Origin of the sequence: Mesorhizobium sp. M0139, assembly GCF_040322455.1 — a bacterium.
Classification (GTDB): Bacteria; Pseudomonadota; Alphaproteobacteria; order Rhizobiales; family Rhizobiaceae; genus Mesorhizobium.
This window is the reverse complement of sequence record NZ_JAMYTN010000011.1, coordinates 1-18,602: the sequence shown is the minus strand read 5'-3', so window position 1 is coordinate 18,602 and position 18,602 is coordinate 1. Positions and strand designations below refer to the sequence as shown.

Annotated in this window: 12 protein-coding genes; 9 read left to right on the top strand and 3 right to left on the bottom strand. The window is 63.9% G+C overall.

All coding sequences use genetic code 11. From position 1 onward, the window contains the following. Positions 1-49 precede the first annotated feature (49 nt). Positions 50-349, bottom strand: coding sequence for an antibiotic biosynthesis monooxygenase (locus NKJ58_RS19410; protein WP_023685779.1), 300 nt, complete (start codon positions 347-349; stop codon positions 50-52). Further along, positions 346-2,187, bottom strand: a complete 1,842-nt coding sequence (locus tag NKJ58_RS19405) for a CHASE3 domain-containing protein (RefSeq protein ID WP_352853638.1) — start codon at positions 2,185-2,187, stop codon at positions 346-348. Before NKJ58_RS19405 ends, NKJ58_RS19410 begins: the two co-directional genes overlap by 4 nt. A 245-nt stretch (positions 2,188-2,432) precedes the next feature. On the opposite strand from NKJ58_RS19405, the gene NKJ58_RS19400 reads away from it, so the two are divergent. From NKJ58_RS19400 to NKJ58_RS19360, 9 genes are all read left to right on the top strand, one after another. Beyond that, a complete protein-coding gene (locus tag NKJ58_RS19400) occupies positions 2,433-3,686 on the top strand; it encodes an aspartate kinase (RefSeq protein WP_023672973.1) in 1,254 nt (417 codons plus the stop codon). An 83-nt stretch (positions 3,687-3,769) separates the two neighbouring features. After that, positions 3,770-6,040 carry a phosphoenolpyruvate--protein phosphotransferase gene (gene ptsP / locus NKJ58_RS19395; RefSeq protein WP_023672972.1) on the top strand — a complete coding sequence of 757 codons (2,271 nt, stop codon included), beginning with the start codon at positions 3,770-3,772 and terminating at the stop codon, positions 6,038-6,040. Between the two features lie 8 nt (positions 6,041-6,048). Next, positions 6,049-7,128, top strand: coding sequence for a peptide chain release factor 1 (prfA, locus tag NKJ58_RS19390; protein WP_023672971.1), 1,080 nt, complete (start codon positions 6,049-6,051; stop codon positions 7,126-7,128). Further along, positions 7,121-7,999 (top strand): peptide chain release factor N(5)-glutamine methyltransferase, encoded by an 879-nt coding sequence (gene prmC, locus NKJ58_RS19385; RefSeq protein ID WP_352853636.1) that lies wholly within the window; start codon positions 7,121-7,123, stop codon positions 7,997-7,999. The genes prfA and prmC overlap by 8 nt, the downstream gene beginning before the upstream one ends. A 304-nt stretch (positions 8,000-8,303) precedes the next feature. Continuing rightward, positions 8,304-9,299 (top strand): DUF4167 domain-containing protein, encoded by a 996-nt coding sequence (locus NKJ58_RS19380; protein WP_352518485.1) that lies wholly within the window; start codon positions 8,304-8,306, stop codon positions 9,297-9,299. 208 nt (positions 9,300-9,507) lie between these two features. Further along, positions 9,508-12,114, top strand: a complete 2,607-nt coding sequence (gene clpB / locus NKJ58_RS19375; protein ID WP_023685772.1) for an ATP-dependent chaperone ClpB — start codon at positions 9,508-9,510, stop codon at positions 12,112-12,114. Positions 12,115-12,185: 71 nt separating this feature from the next. Next, positions 12,186-12,542, top strand: coding sequence for an MmcQ/YjbR family DNA-binding protein (locus NKJ58_RS19370; protein ID WP_023685771.1), 357 nt, complete (start codon positions 12,186-12,188; stop codon positions 12,540-12,542). A gap of 292 nt (positions 12,543-12,834) precedes the next feature. Further along, positions 12,835-14,352 (top strand): L,D-transpeptidase family protein, encoded by a 1,518-nt coding sequence (locus NKJ58_RS19365; protein WP_023743066.1) that lies wholly within the window; start codon positions 12,835-12,837, stop codon positions 14,350-14,352. A 101-nt stretch (positions 14,353-14,453) separates the two neighbouring features. Further along, positions 14,454-16,013, top strand: a complete 1,560-nt coding sequence (locus NKJ58_RS19360; RefSeq protein WP_023686665.1) for an MFS transporter — start codon at positions 14,454-14,456, stop codon at positions 16,011-16,013. Between the two features lie 173 nt (positions 16,014-16,186). Here NKJ58_RS19360 and NKJ58_RS19355 read toward each other — a convergent pair whose 3' ends face one another. Beyond that, positions 16,187-18,157: a M23 family metallopeptidase gene (locus NKJ58_RS19355; protein WP_352853633.1), complete on the bottom strand. Its 1,971-nt coding sequence runs from the start codon at positions 18,155-18,157 to the stop codon at positions 16,187-16,189. Between the last annotated feature and the right edge of the window lie 445 nt (positions 18,158-18,602).

Genomic DNA, 18,602 nt, shown 5'->3' with positions numbered 1-18,602 from the left:
CCGGGGCAAGAAAGTCAAGGACGGTTTTTGCGACTGCTGGCTAGTCGACCTATGGCCTCGAGATCACAATTGCCGAATGTTCCATCGCAACACTTGCGGGATCGATGGCCCGCATCGCTTCGCAATCGCCGATCTCGGCCATGATGCGGCCCGCGGCGGCGAGAGCCTGCTCGCGACTTCGCCAGCGCACCACATCGACCCATCCGCCATCGTCCCGCCGCGCCAGGCAGCGGTTTACGAAACCAGGTTGCCGCGCCAGCCAGTCGGCGACCAGGTTGTTGGCGGCGGCAAAGGCCGCTTCCGCTCCAGGCTTGAGGCGAAAGGTGACGATTTCCAGGGTCTCGGTCATCTTGCGTCCAGCACGTCGCGCAATTTCGCCGCCAGCTGCTCGATGGTGAAGGGCTTGGCCAGGAAATGCACGTCATGGTCGAGCACGCCATTGTGGACGACGGCGTTCCTGGTGAAGCCGGTGGTGAAGATCACCTTCAGCTTCGGCATGCGCGCCAGCGCCTCCTCGGCGAGCTTGCGCCCATTCATCACCGGCATGACGATATCGGTGAACATGAGCGCCACACCAGGGTTGTCGCCCAGCTTTTCCAGCGCTTCCTGGCCGCTTGCGGCATGAATGACGGTGTAGCCGAGTTCGCGCATGGCATCGGTGGTGGAAGCCCGCACGCGTGGATCGTCCTCCACGACAAGGATGGTTTCGGTGACCGGCACGGCAGGATTTCCGGCTCGTTCCGAAGATATCGCGTCCTCTTCCGGGCCGAAGAAGCGCGGCAGGTAGATCCTGATCGTGGTGCCTTGGCCGGGTTCCGAGTAGATCTTGACGTGTCCGCCGGACTGTTTGACGAAGCCGAACACTTGGCTCAGCCCGAGGCCGGTGCCCTTGTCGACCGGCTTGGTGGTGAAAAATGGCTCGAAAGCCCGCTCCATGACGTCCGCCGGCATGCCGGCGCCGGTGTCGCTGACCGCAATCATTACATACTGGCCGGCTTTGACCTCGGCATGGGTGGCGGCGTAGCCCTCGTCGAGGTGGCTGTTGGCGGTCTCGATGGTCATCTTGCCGTCCTCGCCCATGGCGTCGCGCGCATTGACCGCCAGATTGAGAATGGCATTTTCGAGCTGGCTCGAATCGGCATGGGTCTTCCACAGGCCGCCAGCCAGCACGGTTTCGATGCGGATGGTTTCGCCGAGCGCCCGCCGAAGCAGGTCCGACATGCCGGCGACCAGACGATTGGCGTCTACAACCTGAGGCGCGAGCGGCTGCTGGCGCGAGAAGGCAAGCAGCCGTGACGTCAAGTTTGCGGCCCGGGTCGCCGCATCGGTCGCCGCTTCGATGAATTTCATGATGTCGTGCTCGCCCCGCGCCAGCTTGCGCTGGGCGAGGTTCATGGCGCTGATGATCACCGCCAGCATGTTGTTGAAATCGTGGGCGATACCGCCGGTCAGCTGGCCCACAGCCTCCATCTTCTGCATCTGGCGGATCTGCGATTCGGCCTTTTCACGCGTCTGAATTTCGTTGCCGAGCTCGATGTTCTTGCGCATCAGCTCTTCCTGGGCGATGGCCACTGCGCGGAACCGGCGGCGCGAAAGGCGAACCGTGTAGGCGCCAAGCAGGAAGATCGCCAGCAGCGCCGCTATCGAGCCGATTCGCAGCCAGTTTTCGACCCGGTCGGTATGAGCGTCGCGCGCGGCGATGGCTGCGCCGCCAATGCGCCGGATCGTGTCCATGCTGGCCCGGATCTGGTCCATGGCGGCCTTGCCCTGGCCGCTGCGGACCAGTTCCAGAGCTTTTGCCGCATCGCCGCGATCGTAGAGTGCAATCGTCTCAGCCAATTCGGCCTGGTTTTGTGAAAGCGCGTCCTTGACGTGGTTGATCTGCTGCACGAGTTCGTCGTCCGGCGCGGTCATGCCGTCGATGCGGGCAAGCTGGCCCGGAATGGCGTCGACCGCCTGCCGATAAGGCTGGAGGTAGGATTTCTCGCCGGTCAGGAGATAGCCGCGCTGGCTGGTCTCGGCCTCCTGAGCCATCGCAAGCAAACCGGAAAGCAATTCCTGATACTCGACCGCCTCGCGCGCGGCCTCACGATTGGCTCTCTGGGTCTCGACCAGCACGGCGCGTGTGCCGACGATCAACGCCAGCACGGCGAAGCCGATGAACAGCGGCAGCGATTGCCACCGCATGGCGCGTCGAAGGCGAACAATCATTCGATATGCCGGACCAAAAGGAGTTTCCCGCGGGCAGCATTTGGTAAGCGGCGGCGGGGCCGAACGCAATATGCCGCGATCCTGAAGCCGGCATCCGCCGCCAGCCTTGCGAAACCGTGATCATTTGGCTAAGGAGGCGCGCATTCAGCGGCCGGCTTCTGTCGAGCGCTTACTTCCCCTTTCGGTCCTGGGCCGGCTTCAGTCAAAGGCATTTCGCTTCCATGGCGCGCATCGTGATGAAATTCGGCGGAACCTCCGTCGCCGACATCGCCCGCATCCGCAATGTGGCGCGTCACGTCAAACGCGAGGTCGATGCCGGCCATGAGGTCGCTGTCGTGGTTTCGGCGATGGCGGGCAAGACCAATGAACTGGTTGGCTGGACGCGCGAAGCCTCGCCCATGCACGACGCGCGCGAGTATGACGCCGTGGTCGCCTCGGGCGAGCAGGTGACTGCCGGCCTGCTGGCGATCACACTGCAGAATATGGGCGTCCATGCCCGCTCCTGGCAGGGCTGGCAGATCCCGATCAAGACCGACAACGCGCATGGCGCGGCGCGCATCCTCGAAATTGACGGCGCGTTCCTGATCAAGCGCTTCGGCGAGGGCCAGGTGGCTGTCGTCGCCGGCTTCCAGGGCATCGGCCCGGACAACCGCATCGCCACGCTCGGCCGCGGCGGCTCCGACACAAGCGCGGTGGCCATTGCCGCGGCGGTCAAGGCCGACCGCTGCGACATCTACACCGATGTCGACGGCGTCTACACCACCGATCCGCGCATCGAGCCGAAGGCGCGGCGGCTCAACAAGATTTCGTTCGAGGAAATGCTCGAAATGGCCTCGCTCGGCGCCAAGGTCTTGCAGGTGCGCTCGGTCGAGCTTGCCATGGTGCACAGGGTGCGTACGTTCGTGCGGTCGTCCTTCGACGATCCCGATGCGCCCGGAATGGGGGATTTGCTCAATCCTCCGGGAACGCTCATTTGCGACGAGGAAGAGATCGTGGAACAGCAGGTCGTCACCGGAATTGCCTACGCCAAGGACGAAGCGCAGATTTCTCTGCGCCGCGTCGGCGACCGCCCGGGCGTTGCCGCCGGCATTTTCGGCCCGCTGGCCGAGGCCAACATCAACGTCGACATGATCGTCCAGAACATCTCAGAGGACGGCAAGTTCACCGACATGACCTTCACCGTGCCGTCCGGCGACGTGGACAAGGCGCTGGCCGTGCTGGAGCGTCTCAAGGCTTCGATCGGCTATGACGTGGTGCAGTCGGAAGCCGGCATGTCGAAGGTTTCGGTCATCGGCATCGGCATGCGCAGCCATGCCGGTGTGGCCGCCACCGCTTTCAAGGCGCTGGCCGACAAGGCGATCAACATCCGCGCCATCACCACCTCCGAGATCAAGATTTCGATACTGATCGACGGTCCCTACACGGAACTCGCGGTTCGCACTTTGCATTCCGTGTACGGTCTGGATAAGCAGTAGCGAGAGCGATTTGAGTTGTTGCGTGTGCGCCGGTGGCAGTGGAAACTGCGGCGGGCAAAATGCCCATTGGAGAAGAAGCCGCGATGCGTGATACGGCCAGTGGCCCGCGCGTTCTGCTGAAACGGCTCCGCGAGCTCATGCAGGAGCCGCTGGAGCCGCAGGAGCGGCTCGACCGGATCGTGCGCGACATCGCCTCCAACATGGTCGCCGAGGTCTGCTCGCTCTATGTGCTGCGCGCCGATTCGGTGCTCGAACTCTATGCCACCGAAGGTCTGAACCCGAACGCCGTCCATTTGGCGCAGCTGCGGCTGGGGCAGGGCCTCGTCGGCACCATTGCCGCCAGCGCGCGGCCGCTCAACCTCTCCAATGCGCAGGAACATCCGGCCTTCGCCTACCTGCCGGAGACCGGCGAAGAGATCTACAATTCCTTCCTAGGCGTGCCGGTACTAAGGGCAGGGCGCACGCTCGGCGTGCTGGTGGTGCAGAACAAGACCATGCGCCACTACCGCGACGACGAGGTCGAGGCGCTGGAAACGACCGCCATGGTGATCGCCGAGATGATCGCCACCGGCGATCTCGCGCGCCTGACCCGGCCCGGCCTCGAACTCGACCTGCGCCGTCCCGTCAGCTTTACCGGCCTGTCCTTCAACGAGGGTGTCGGCCTCGGCCATGTCGTGCTGCATGAGCCACGCATCGTCGTCACCAATCTGTTCAACGAGGACAGTGAGGAAGAGGTGCGCCGGCTGGAGACGTCGCTCGGTTCGCTCAGGCTTTCCATCGACGACATGCTGGAGCGGCGCGATGTCGCCTTCGAGGGAGAACATCGCGAGGTGCTCGAGGCGTATCGCATGTTTGCCAACGACCGCGGCTGGGTGCGCCGGCTGGAAGAGGCGATCCGCAACGGCCTGACGGCGGAAGCGGCGGTGGAAAAGGTGCAGAGCGACATGCGCGCCCGCATGCTGCACATGACCGATCCCTATTTGCGCGAGAGGATGAGCGACTTCGACGATCTCGCCAACCGGCTGCTGCGCCAGCTGATGGGGCGCGGGCCTGACGACGTCGCGGCGTCACTGCCGAAGGATGCCATCCTGGTCGCGCGCTCGATGGGCGCGGCCGAACTGCTTGATTATCCCAGGGACAAGCTGCGCGGCGTGGTGCTGGAAGACGGCGCTGCCACCAGCCATGTCGTCATCGTAGCGCGCGCCATGGGCATTCCGGTCGCCGGCCAGATGAAGGGCGCCGTTTCCATGGCGGAAAACGGCGATGCCATCATCGTCGACGGCGAGGAAGGCACCATCCATCTGCGGCCGCAGCCCGACCTCGAAGCTGCCTATGCCGAAAAAGTGCGCTTCCGGGCGCGCCGGCAGGAAGTCTACCGGGAACTGCGCAAGAAGCCGTCGGTGACCAAGGACGGCGTCCAGGTCGACCTGCTGATGAATGCGGGCCTGGCCGTCGACCTGCCGCAGCTGGCCGAGGCGGGTGCGGCCGGCATCGGCCTGTTCCGCACCGAATTGCAGTTCATGGTCGCCTCGACCTTCCCGCGCGCCGAGGCGCAGGAGCGGCTCTACCGCGACGTGCTGGACGCGGCGCGTGGCAAGCCGGTCACCTTCCGCACCATCGACATCGGCGGCGACAAGGTGCTGCCCTACTTCAAGGGCGCTGTCCAGGAAGAAAACCCTGCGCTCGGCTGGCGCGCGATCCGGCTGACGCTCGACCGGCCGGGTCTGCTCAGGACCCAGATCCGCGCTCTGCTGAAGGCCTGCGGCGGGCGCGAACTGAAGCTGATGCTGCCGATGGTGACCGAGCTCGGCGAAATCGCCCAGGCGCGCGAGATCATCGACCGCGAAGTGCGGCATCTCTCCCGCTTTGCCCACCATCTGCCGACCAGCCTCAAGGTGGGCGCCATGCTGGAAGTGCCGTCGCTGCTGTTCCAGCTCGACGAGTTGATGAAGGCGGTCGATTTCGTCTCGGTCGGCTCCAACGACCTGTTCCAGTTCGTCATGGCGGTCGATCGGGGGAACACGCAGCTCTCCGACCGCTTCGACACGCTGTCGACGCCGTTCCTGCGGGTTCTGAAGCAGATCGCCGACGCCGGGGTTCGCAACCACACGCCGGTGACGCTGTGCGGCGAGCTTGCCGGAAAACCCATTTCCGCCATGGCGCTGATCGGCCTCGGCTACCGCTCGATCTCGATGTCTCCAGCCTCGATCGGCCCGGTCAAGGCGATGTTGACCGAACTGCCACTGGAGGAATTGGAGGCTTTCTTTGCCGACAATCTGATGGCGCCAGCTCAAGGGCTGCCGATGCGGGCGCTGCTGCAGGCCTTCGCCGACGACCGCTCCATCCCGCTATAGCATTAGCCATGGTCAATCTTCCCCGCGAGCGTATGGATCAGGTCGTCAAGCGTTTCGAGATGCTCGAAGCGCAGATGTCGGCCGGCCCGGCAGCCGATGCCTATGTGAAGATGGCTTCCGAATATGCCGAGCTGCAGGACATGGTGGCCAAGGTCAGGGAACTGCGCTCAGTCGAGCGCGAGCAAGCCGACCTCGAGGCGATGCTTGCCGACAAGGGCACCGACGCAGAGATGCGGGCCCTGGCGGAGGCAGATTTGCCGGGCGTCGAAGCGCGAATCGAAGAGCTGCAGAAGGACATCCAGATCCTGCTGTTGCCCAAGGACGCGGCCGACGACAAGAACGCCATCCTTGAAATCCGCGCCGGCACCGGCGGCGATGAGGCGGCATTGTTCGCCGGCGACCTGTTTCGCATGTATGAGCGCTATGCCGCCGAACGCGGCTGGCGCTTCGAGACGGTGTCGGCCAGCGACGGCGATGCCGGCGGCTTCAAGGAAATCATCGCCACCATTTCCGGTAGGGGCGTCTTTGCCCATCTGAAATTCGAATCCGGCGTGCACCGCGTGCAGCGCGTGCCGGCGACCGAGGCCAGCGGGCGCATCCACACTTCGGCGGCGACGGTGGCCGTTCTGCCGGAAGCCGAAGAGGTCGACATCGACATCCGCGCCGAAGACATCCGCATCGACACGATGCGCGCCTCGGGTTCGGGTGGCCAGCACGTCAACACCACCGATTCGGCCGTGCGCATCACCCATTTGCCGACCGGTATCATGGTGGTGCAGGCGGAGAAGTCGCAGCATCAGAACCGGGCGAAAGCCATGCAGATTCTGCGTGCGCGGCTTTACGACCTCGAGCGCAGCAAGGCGGACGAGGAGCGCTCGGAGTCACGCAAATCGCAGGTTGGTTCGGGCGACCGTTCGGAGCGCATCCGTACCTACAATTTCCCGCAGGGCCGCCTTACCGACCATCGTATCAACCTGACGCTCTACAAGCTCGACCGGGTGATGATGGGCGAGCTCGATGAGGTCATCAATGCGCTGATTGCCGACCATCAGTCGAAGCTGCTCGCCGATATTGGCCTCGATGGCTGACATGTTGCCCGGCGCGCTCGGGCCGTTGTTGCGGGTGGCGCGGGAGCGGCTTGCCGCGGCCGGCCTTTCCGACTCGGCGCTGGATGCCAGGCTGATCGTCGAACATTTTTCCGGCACGGACCGGACGCAGGCGATCGCCGACCCGCAACGGACGGTCCATGCGGGTGCGGTTGCCGCAATCGGCGCTGCTCTGCAGCGCCGCATGGCCGGCGAACCGGTGCACCGCATCCTCGGGTTTCGCGAGTTTTACGGCCTGCGGCTGTCGCTGTCGCCGGAAACGCTGGAGCCGCGGCCGGACACCGAAACGCTGGTCGAGGCGATCCTGCCTTTTGCCGGCGCGACGGCCGAAAGGCTGGGGGAATGCCGTATCCTCGATCTCGGCACCGGTACCGGCGCGATAGCGCTGGCGCTGCTCAGCGCGGTTCCGGCCGCGACCGCCACCGGGGTCGATATTTCGCACGACGCGCTGGCAACCGCGATACGCAATGCCGAGCAACTTGGACTCGCCGGCCGGTTCGTGGGGCTGCAGTCCGACTGGTTCGAAAAAGTTTCGGGCCGATACCATGTAATTGCCGCAAACCCTCCCTATATACCGTCTGGAGACATTGGAAATCTGCAGGACGAGGTCCGCGATTTCGATCCGCACAGAGCCCTTGATGGCGGTGTGGACGGTCTTGACCCCTACAGGATCATCGCCGCCGAGGCGGCAAAGTTTCTGGAAGCACAAGGCAAGATAGCGGTCGAGATCGGCCACACGCAGCGCAATGAGGTCAAAGACATATTCGCGGCAGCCGGCTACAGGCTGGCCGGGGCATTTGTCGACCTTGGCGGAAACGACAGGGTTCTTATGTTTGAACAGGGAAAGCCTTGACGCAGTGCAAAAAAGCGCTTGGCAATGCCGGGGAATGCGGCTAGGGTCCGCCCTAACCGGATGAGACGAAGCAGGCAGTGCTCTTAGCGATTCGGTTTTCCTCGGAAATAGCTGCCTTCTTGCGCAAACGACGCCCAAGCTTCGTGCGGGAATCGTCCGGCAAGTGATGTAACCGGAACAGGATGACACGTGGCGCCAACGCAATTGATGCGGGCGAACGCCGGTGAAGAAACGAAACGGCTGGCTGCATGAGCGCCTCCGTTCGTGAAACGTTTTTCGAAAATTTCAAAATGAAGAGAGTCTTATGAGGCCACAACAGCAGAACAGGCGCATGCGCGGTCGCAACAACAATGGCGGCGGCGGTGGCAACAACAATAACAACAACAACAACCGCAAGGGCCCAAATCCCCTGACGCGCAATTACGAGAGCAACGGCCCGGACGTGAAAATCCGTGGATCGGCTCAGCAGATCGCCGAAAAATACGCCACTCTGGCCCGTGATGCGCAAAGCTCCGGCGACCGGGTTATGGCGGAAAATTACCTCCAGCACGCCGAGCACTACAACCGCATCATTGCCGCCGCACAGGCGCAGATGCCGATCCAGAATGCCCCGCAGAACCGCGACGAATTCGACGACGATGAAGATCGCGACGATTTTGACAATGCCGGCAGCGGCAATGGCGGCGAGACGCAAGCGCCGATGGCGAACCACGGCAACGGTCCGCAGCCGACGATTGAGGGCACGCCGGCCGAACTCGCATACGGCCAGGAAAACGGCCGCGAGAACAACAGTGGCCGTGACAATAATGGCCGTGACAATAATGGCCGCAACAACAACGGCCGCGACAACAATGGCCGCAACCGTGACCGCCGCCCCAATGGCGGCTATGGCCAGAACGACCAGCGTGGCGACTTTGCCCAGCGTGGCGAGCAGAACGGCCAGCGCGGCGACCAGCAGCGCTTCACCGAAACCCCGGCACAGGCGGAAACCGTTTCCGCGGTTGAGCCCGAAGCCGAGAGCGGTTTCTCCGAGTCGGCGCCGCTGTACGAAAACCTGTCGCCGGCGGCTCTTGCCGCCCGGGCCGAACTCAATGAGGCAGCCGCCGAGAGCGGCGCTGCCCGTCGCCCGCGGCGTCCGCGCCGCCCGCGCAACAATGCCGATCAGGTCGGTGACGAACAGTCTGGTGGTGGCCAGGTGGTGGATGGCGCCGGCGAGAGCGCTGCCGCTGTTGACGTGGTTGATGCGGCGCCGGCCGAAAGCCCTGCCGGCGACCCGTTCGCCGTCGACGCCAACAACTGACCCACAAGACATAAGTCGATGAAACGGCGGAGAGAAATCTCCGCCGTTTTCGTTTGCTCGGCCATGCAATATCATCAGCCGGACGTCTTGAGCGGCAATGGCTTGCGCCCCATATCTGGCGTGAACTGGACCCGGCTCGGATGAGCGGGTCCGTCACCGCAATCTGATCCGGTGCCGCAAAGCGGGCCGGTGATGGAAGGAGACAGATATGAACCTCGAGAAATACTCCGAGCGCGTCCGCGGATTCATTCAGTCCGCCCAGACCATGGCGCTCTCGCGCAATCACCAGCAATTCACTCCCGAACATATGCTGAAGGTCCTCGTCGATGACGATGAGGGGCTGGCCGCCTCGCTGATCGAGCGCGCCGGCGGCAACGTGCGCGACGTCAAGCTTGGCGTCGAGACCGCCCTTGAGGCCATGCCGAAGGTGGAAGGCGGCAACGGCCAGCTTTATCTGGCGCAGCCGCTGGCCAAGGTGTTTTCGACCGCCGAGGAATTGGCCAAGAAAGCCGGCGACAGTTTTGTCACGGTCGAGCGGCTGCTGCAGGCGCTGGCGATGGAGAAGTCGGCCAAGACGGCCGATATCCTGTCCAAGGCCGGCGTCACAGCGCAGGCGCTGAACCAGGTGATCAACGACGTCCGCAAGGGCCGTACCGCCGATTCGGCGAGCGCCGAGCAGGGCTATGACGCGCTGAAGAAATACGCGCGCGACCTCACCGCCGATGCCCGCGCCGGCAAGCTCGACCCTGTGATTGGCCGTGACGACGAGATCCGCCGCACCATCCAGGTGCTGTCGCGGCGTACCAAGAACAACCCGGTGCTGATCGGCGAGCCGGGCGTCGGCAAAACGGCGATCGCCGAAGGTCTGGCGCTGCGCATCGTCAATGGCGACGTGCCCGAATCGCTGAAGGACAAGCAGTTGATGGCGCTCGACATGGGCGCGCTGATTGCCGGCGCCAAATATCGCGGCGAGTTCGAGGAGCGGCTGAAGGCCGTGCTCAACGAAGTCACCTCGGCGGCCGGCGGCATCATCCTGTTCATCGACGAGATGCACACGCTGGTCGGCGCCGGCAAGGCCGATGGCGCCATGGACGCTTCGAACCTGTTGAAGCCGGCGCTGGCGCGCGGCGAACTGCACTGCGTCGGCGCGACCACGCTCGATGAATACAGGAAGCATGTCGAGAAGGACGCGGCCCTTGCCCGCCGGTTCCAGCCGGTCTTCGTCAACGAGCCATCGGTGGAAGACACCGTGTCGATCCTGCGTGGCCTGAAGGAGAAGTACGAGCAGCACCACAAGGTGCGCATCTCGGATTCGGCGCTGGTCGCGGCGGCGACCTTGTCCAACCGCTACATCGCCGACCGTTTCCTGCCGGACAAGGCGATCGACCTTGTCGACGAAGCCGCGTCGCGGCTGAGGATGCAGGTCGATTCCAAGCCCGAGGCGCTGGACGAAATCGATCGCCGCATCATGCAGCTCAAGATCGAGCGCGAGGCACTGAAGGTCGAGAAGGACGAGGCGTCAAAGGACCGGCTCGCGCGTCTCGAAAAGGAACTCGTCGGCCTCGAGGAGGAATCGACCGAGATCACCGCCAAATGGCAGTCGGAGAAGCAGAAGCTTGGCCTCGCCGCTGACCTCAAGAAGCAGCTCGACGCGGCCCGCAACGACCTCGCCATTGCCCAGCGCAAGGGTGAATTCCAGCGCGCCGGCGAGCTTGCCTATGGCAAGATCCCGGAACTGGAAAAGAAGCTGAAGGAAGCCGAAGCCCAGGACGGCAAGGCCGGCATGGTCGAAGAGGTGGTCACGCCCGACCACGTCGCCCATATCGTGTCGCGCTGGACCGGCATTCCGGTCGACAAGATGCTGCAGGGCGAGCGCGACAAGCTGCTGCGCATGGAAGACGAGATCGGCAAGCGAGTCGTCGGCCAGGGCGAAGCGGTGCAGGCGGTGTCCAAGGCCGTGCGTCGTGCCCGGGCCGGGCTGCAGGATCCGAACCGGCCGATCGGCTCGTTCATGTTCCTCGGACCGACCGGCGTCGGCAAGACCGAACTGACCAAGGCGCTGGCCAATTTCCTGTTCGACGACGAGAGCGCCATGGTGCGCATCGACATGTCGGAATACATGGAGAAGCACTCGGTCGCCCGGCTGATCGGAGCGCCTCCCGGTTATGTCGGCTATGAGGAAGGCGGTGCGCTGACCGAAGCGGTGCGGCGCCGGCCCTATCAGGTCGTGCTGTTCGACGAGATCGAGAAGGCGCATCCGGATGTCTTCAACGTCCTGTTGCAGGTGCTCGACGACGGGCGGCTGACCGACGGGCAGGGCCGCACGGTCGACTTTCGCAACACGCTGATCGTCATGACGTCGAACCTCGGCGCCGAATATCTGGTCAATCTCGGCGAAGAGCAGGATGTCGATGCCGTGCGCGACGAGGTTATGAGCGTGGTGAGAGCCTCGTTCAGGCCGGAGTTCCTCAACCGCGTCGACGAGGTGATCCTGTTCCACCGGCTGCGCCGGCAGGATATGGGCCGCATCGTCGAGATCCAGCTCAAGCGGCTGGAAAGCCTGCTCGTCGACCGCAAGATCACACTGTCGCTCGACCAGGAATCGATCGACTGGCTGGCGGCGAAGGGCTACGACCCGGCCTATGGCGCGCGGCCGCTGAAGCGGGTGATGCAGAAGGACCTGCAAGATCCGCTGGCGGAAAAAATCCTGCTTGGCGAGATACTCGACGGCTCGACCGTCAAGGTCACCGCCGGCTCCGACCGGTTGAATTTCCGGTCCAGGCCCACTGTGGTGCCGACCGACGCGGCAGCCTGATCCAACGCCGCGCGTCCGACCGGACGCGCGGCATTTTCTTATGAAACAACAATCCTTTGACGGGGGTGCAGATGACGCTGGACGACTACAACAGCTTCTGCGCCTCGCTGCCGCAGACGACGCACGTCGTGCAGTGGGGCGGGGCCGATGTCTGGAAAGTCGGTGGCAAGGTCTTCACCATCGCCGGCCATGACCGGGAGGGTGGCGTCTTCGTCACCTTCAAATGCTCTGAGATGGCATATGACGTGCTGAAGGATCAGCCCGGCTGCCGGCCGGCGCCCTATCTCGCCTCGCGCGGCATGAAATGGATCCAGCGTCAGACAAGCCAGAGCATGGATGATGATGCGCTGAAGGACTATCTCGGCGAAAGCCACCGCCTCGTCGTCCTCAAGCTGACGAAGCAGACGCGCAAGGAATTGGGCCTGTAGCAACCAGTAATCCGCCATCTTCATGCCCGGTTCATGTTGGAAAGCTTATGTTGTGGTTTGCTGGCGAAGGGGTTTGCCTGCAGGCTTTTGACGATCAGGGCGTTCCTTGCGCATCCAAACGGTGGCGAGAACGTTCTGGTGGGAACACTGCCGGGCGGCGGCAATTACGCATGACCCCGAAAATCGAAATTCGATTTTCGGAAAGGATCATGCGCAGACATGAAGTGTTACAACGTCCTTTGCGCGTCCAAACGGACGCGCGGCGCTGTAAGTACCGGAGAGTTTGACCACCATGTTCCGCACGATCCTTGCCTTTTCGGTGCTCGCCGCCGGGCTGCTCACGTCCAGCGCCATGGCATCGCCGACTGTGGACAACGCACTGCCGGCCGTCCGCGCCGCCGATAGCGGCGGCATTGTGCTTGCCCAGGACGGCAATCTCGACATCTATTACGACGCCAGGGGCAACCGCGTCATCGTCGATGCCGAGACCGGCAAGGTCATTGCCATCCAGCCGCCGCAGACCAGGCTCGACCGCCGCGCGCTGCGCCGGGAAATGCGGGCACGTGAGCTTGGACGCGCACCGGTCGAAGACGACGACCGCTACTATCTCGACGATCCCGAAGACATGGCGCGTTTCCGCCGCAGGCAACTGGACGATCAGGGACGAATCCCCGGCCCGCCGGTTGATGAATACGATCCTGAAAGCGACAGATTCCTGGGGGCCGCTCCGCAGGATGATGCCAATGACAGCGACACCTATCCGGAAGCGCCGAAATCCGCTGAACCGCGGCCCCTCAAGCGCCAGCCGCTGAACGAAGCCTCTATCGATCCCGCCGAACCGGCGGCGCCCGCCGACCAGGCCGCGCTGCCGCCGAAAGCCGGTGGCAAGACCGTGGTCGATCCCTCGCTTTCACTCGGCGCACGCCAGGATGTAGCCGCCTTGCAGGTGCTGCTCGACCGCGCCGGCGCTTCACCCGGCGTCGTCGACGGGCGCTTCGGCTCCAATGTCGACAAGGCGCTTGCCGCCTATAACCAGATCACCGGCAGCAATCTGCGCTCGACCGACGCGGTCGGCATCCAGGCTGCGCTGGCGCAAACCGGTGGCGATGCTTTCGCCAATTATACGATCACGCCCGAGGACGCGGCCGGGCCTTATGTCGCCTCGATACCGGAGGATTACAGCCAGAAGGCGCAGCTCGACCGCATGGCTTACACCTCCGTCACCGAAGCCTTGGCCGAACGGTTCCACATGGACGAGAACTACCTGAAGGGGCTCAATCCCGAGGCCGACTTCAGCCGTCCCGGCACCATCATCAAGGTCGCCAATTTCGGCAGGCTGGTGGCGACGCCGGTTGCCCGCATCGTCGCCGACAAGGACAAGAAGCAGGTGTTCGCCTATGACGCCGGTGGCAAGCTGGTCGCGGCCTATCCGGCCACCATCGGTTCAGCCGACACGCCCTCGCCGACCGGCACCCATACGGTGTCGCGCGTCGCGCTCGATCCGAACTACACCTACAACCCCAGCATCAATTTCAAGCAGGGCCAGAACGACAAGATCCTGACCATCCCGCCGGGTCCGAACGGCCCGGTCGGCTCGGTGTGGATTGCGCTGGACAAGCCGACCTATGGCATTCACGGCACGCCCGATCCCTCCAAGATCGGCAAGACCGAAAGCCATGGCTGCGTGCGCCTGACCAACTGGGATGCGCGTGAACTGGCCAAGCTGGTGTCGCCGGGCGTCACCGTCGAGTTCGTCGGCGGTCCCTCGGCCGATGATGTTGCGGAGCAAGTGAGCGCTCCAGCGCAGTGATGTCGGCCAGCCCATAAGGCAGGCCGACATCTAAGCTGGATTCATGAGCGCAGGGCGCTGGCTGGTTGTTGCCGGCCCGCAACAAGTCTAAGCAGGCGCTGATGAAGTCTCCGAGTGAAGCCGCAGCCGTTCCCCTGACCAGGTCGCTTTCCAACGGTACATTTTGCCCGCAGTCGCAGCGCAAGTTCGTGCTGGTAGCGGCGATCCTGGCGTCAGCGCTCGGCTTCATCGACGGGTCGATCCTGGCCATTGCCATGCCGGCAATGCGCGTGGACCTCGGCGCCAGCCTGGCCGAGGTCCAGTGGATTTCCAACGCCTATGCGCTGACGCTGTCGGCGCTGATTCTGGCCGGCGGCGCCGCCGGCGACCGGTTTGGCCTCAGGCGCGCCTTCGTTGCCGGCATTGCGCTGTTCATCGTCGCTTCGCTGGCCTGCGCGGTGGCGCCGAATGCGCTGGTGCTCATCGCCTTTCGCGCCATTCAGGGCCTTGGTGCGGCGATCATGGTGCCGGGCAGCCTCGCCATCATCGCCAAGGCCTATCCGAAGAAGGAGCGCGGCCGGGCGATCGGCATCTGGGCCGCCGCCTCGGCGCTGACGACGGCGCTCGGTCCAGTGCTGGGTGGCTTCGTCCTGTCGGCCTTTGGCGGCGGTATCTGGCGGGCGATCTTCGCCGTCAACCTGCCGCTCGGGCTGATCTCGATCTATCTCCTGCTGGCCAAGATTCCCGCCGACGCGCCGACGGAGAAGCGAAGCCTCGATCTCGGCGGCGCCGCTCTCGCCACGCTTGCCTTCGGGGCGCTTGCCTACGGACTGACCTCGATGAGCGCCGAAGGCAGCGGGCTGATGTCGGGGCCGAGCATCGCCGCAGGCGCCGTGCTGCTTATCATCTTCATCGTCTTCGAGCTTCGGCAGCGCGAGCCGATGATCGATCTCAAGCTGTTTCGGATCGGCGCCTTCGCCGGCGCCAACCTCGCCACCTTCTTCCTGTATTTCGCGCTGTCGGCCAATCTGTTCTACCTGCCGATGCTGTTGATCGCCGGATGGGGGCTGAGCACCAAAGAGGTCGGTTTCATCTTCCTGCCGCTGTCGGCGTTGATCGCGCTGCTGTCGGGTCTCGTCGGCCAGTGGTCGGATCGCATCGGTCCGCGTTTTCCGATCGCCAGCGGCTGCCTGGTGGTCGCCATCGCCTTTGCCGGGCTGGCTTTGCTCACTCATGCCGGCATGCACAATTTCTGGACCGGTATCTTTCCGCTGATGGCGGTGATGGGGCTCGGCATGGCGCTGGTGGTGTCGCCGCTGTCGACGGCGGTCATGACCGCGGTCGAGGACAAGGATACCGGCGCCGCTTCCGGCATCAACAATGCGGTTTCGCGCATTGGCGGGCTGATTGCTGTGGCGGCGATGGGCTCGCTCGCGGCCTGGGTCTATTCGACGATGCTCGATACCAGCGTCAGGCCGGGCATTCCGGGGTTCGGAGAACCGGCATTGGCCGGCCTGGCGTCAGACCTTGATGCAACACGGCTCGCCGCCAGCGATGCGGCGTTCGCGGCCGTGTCGACAGTGACGGCCGTGCTTTGCCTCCTTGCCGCTATTATCGCCTGGGCCACCGTTTCGGGGCAAAAGCTGCCTTGGTCACGAGCCGAAGAGGAGCAGTCGACCTGATTCGGAGCCGACCCGATTCGGAATGCTCTGATGGGGCGATTATGATTCGCCGGCGTCGAGTGTGACGGCTTAAAGCGCGTCGCGCTGAAACGGATTCATACGACGCGCTTTAAGTCTTTGTTTTGACACATGTCCTTGTCCCAGAGCCGCGGCACACTTCTGGGCGACATGCATTAGCCTTCGATCTTGGCGCTCGCGACCTTCAGCGGATTGCTGTCTTCCTGCTTGAGCAGTTCATCGATGCGCTCGCGCTCGCGCTTGAAAGCGACCAGGTCGTCGCCCTTCAGCACCTTGCCGACCGGCAGACGCACGCGCATCGGGTCGACCTTGGTGCCGTTGACGATCAGCTCGTAGTGAAGATGCGGACCGGTGGAGAGGCCGGTCTGACCGAGGAAGCCGATGGTCTGGCCCTGGCGGACATGAACGCCCGGTTCGATGCCTTTGGCAAAGGCGCTCTGGTGATTGTAGGAGGTCTCGTAGCCATTGGCATGGCGGATGATGATCTGTTTGCCGTAGCCGCCGGCCCAGCCGGCCTTTTCGATGGTGCCGTTGCCGGCGGCGATGATCGGCGTTCCGATCGGCGCCGCCCAGTCGACGCCGGTATGCATGCGGACATAACCGAGGATCGGATGTCGGCGGGCGCCGAAGCCGGAGCGGAATTTCCCGGCCGGCAGGGGATTGCGCAGCAGGAACTGCTCGGCGCTCGATCCATCCTCGTCGAAATAGTCGGTCGAGCCGTCCTGCATCTGGAAGCGGTAGAAATTGCGTGTCTGGCCGCCGAAGGTCGACGAGACATAGAGCAGTTCCGATTCGTCGGAGGCCTGGTCGTCGCCGTCAGGCTGCGAGAACAGCACGTCGATGCGGTCCGATGGATTGAGCCTGGACTGGAAGTCGACGCCGGAGGCCAGGAGCTTGACCAATTGCTGGGTCAGCTTCTTCGACATGCCATAGGAATAGGCGGCGCGGTAGATGCCGTCATAGACGTTCGGCAGATTGCCGCGCACCACCACCGGTGCCGACGAATCGTCGAACGCGGTCAGCAATTCGGGGTTCGGCTCCGGTTCCTGCGCCGGCACATACTGGCCGCGGTCGTCGAGCGCGATGGTGACGATGTGCATTGTCTTGTCATAGACGCTGGTGCGAACGACCTTGGCGGCGTCGCCATGTACCTCGAGCCCGACCCGCAGCACGGTTCCGGCCTTCAGCGCCGGTGCGTTGAGCAGCTTGCCGATCGCCTCCGCCATGCCGGTGGCGTCATCGCCCGTATAGCCCGAATCAGCGAAAGCCTCGGCAATGTCGCGGTCCCTGGTGAAGGGAATGATTTCCTCGGCGAAAGCCGGGGTCTGGTCGTCGAGCGCGACGCGCGGCGCCACCGAGACGTTTTCCGGCACGATCTTGACGTCGTAGGAGCCGGCCATCGATTCGGCGAAGGCATCGCCGAATCGCTGCGGGTCGACATAATGCAGCGAGGCGACCTGCACGGCGCCGTCGCTGAGGTCGGTGCCGGCTTCGCGCACCACTTTTTCCACCTCGTCGGCGGACAGGTCGCTTTTCTCGTCGAAGGAGGCCGTCTCGACCGGGAAATCGACCGTCTTCAGGCTCATCTCGCTTTCGACCTTGGCGCCGTAGATCTGGCCCCCAACTGCGGAAGCCGTCGCCGGCTGCGCCGGCGTCGAGTCGCCATCGTCGCCGAACACCTGCATCGGGTCGAAAGGCGGATAGGCGCGGTTGGTGGTGTGGCCGGCGGCCAGCGCCATCTTGATCTGCACGAACGGCATGGTGTGGATAACGTCGCGGTCACCGACCTTGGTCACCATCGACACTTCCATGCGCCGGCGGTCCTTGGCCTTGGCGATCTGGCGCGGCGCCACCAGCCTGGTGGTCTTGGCGACCTCGCCGGAATCGCCGCCGCTTTCGAGCTGGGCCAATTCGGCGATTTCGGGCGGGGTTGCCAGCTGCTGGCGGCCGTCAAGGGCGGCAAACAACGCCACGCCCATCAGCACACTCGAGGTCACGCCGGTAAGAAAGGTGCCCGACAGCCAGCGCGCCGAAACCTCGCGCCGGTCGGGCGGGCCGCTGCGGCCATCCGCGATCAGCGGCGGCTCATTGCCGAGTTCGGCTATGACATCTTCCGTGTCTGGCATCCAGAAAGGCTGCTTCTTCCCCGGGCGGAACGGCTTTTCGCTTCTGTTGGGCCATGACATTTGCCTGTCACGGCGAGTGAAGTCAACGAAGCGGCGAAATCCCCACGCACACGCTCTGTTTTACAGCCCCTTGTAGAGAGGCGTCTTTATCCTCTTGTAGGAGGCTCCGAACCGTGATGCGCAGACCCCGCTTTGGCTCTTATAGGAAGGCACCTCGCGGGCCGCGCCGAGCCCTTCTTTGTTGGCCTTGGTGTCGAACGGCAATGCGGCGGCAATAGGGCTCCTTTTTGGCAATGCCAATGTTCCCTTGGGGCAGTCCGCGTCGCCAAAACTTCTGTCGTAAAAAGTTCAAAAACATCGTCGATGACTGTTGACAGTTCTGGTTGGTGGCGACTATATACGCCTCACGAACGAGGGCGGTGCGCCGCTGGCGGCGAAGCAGTTT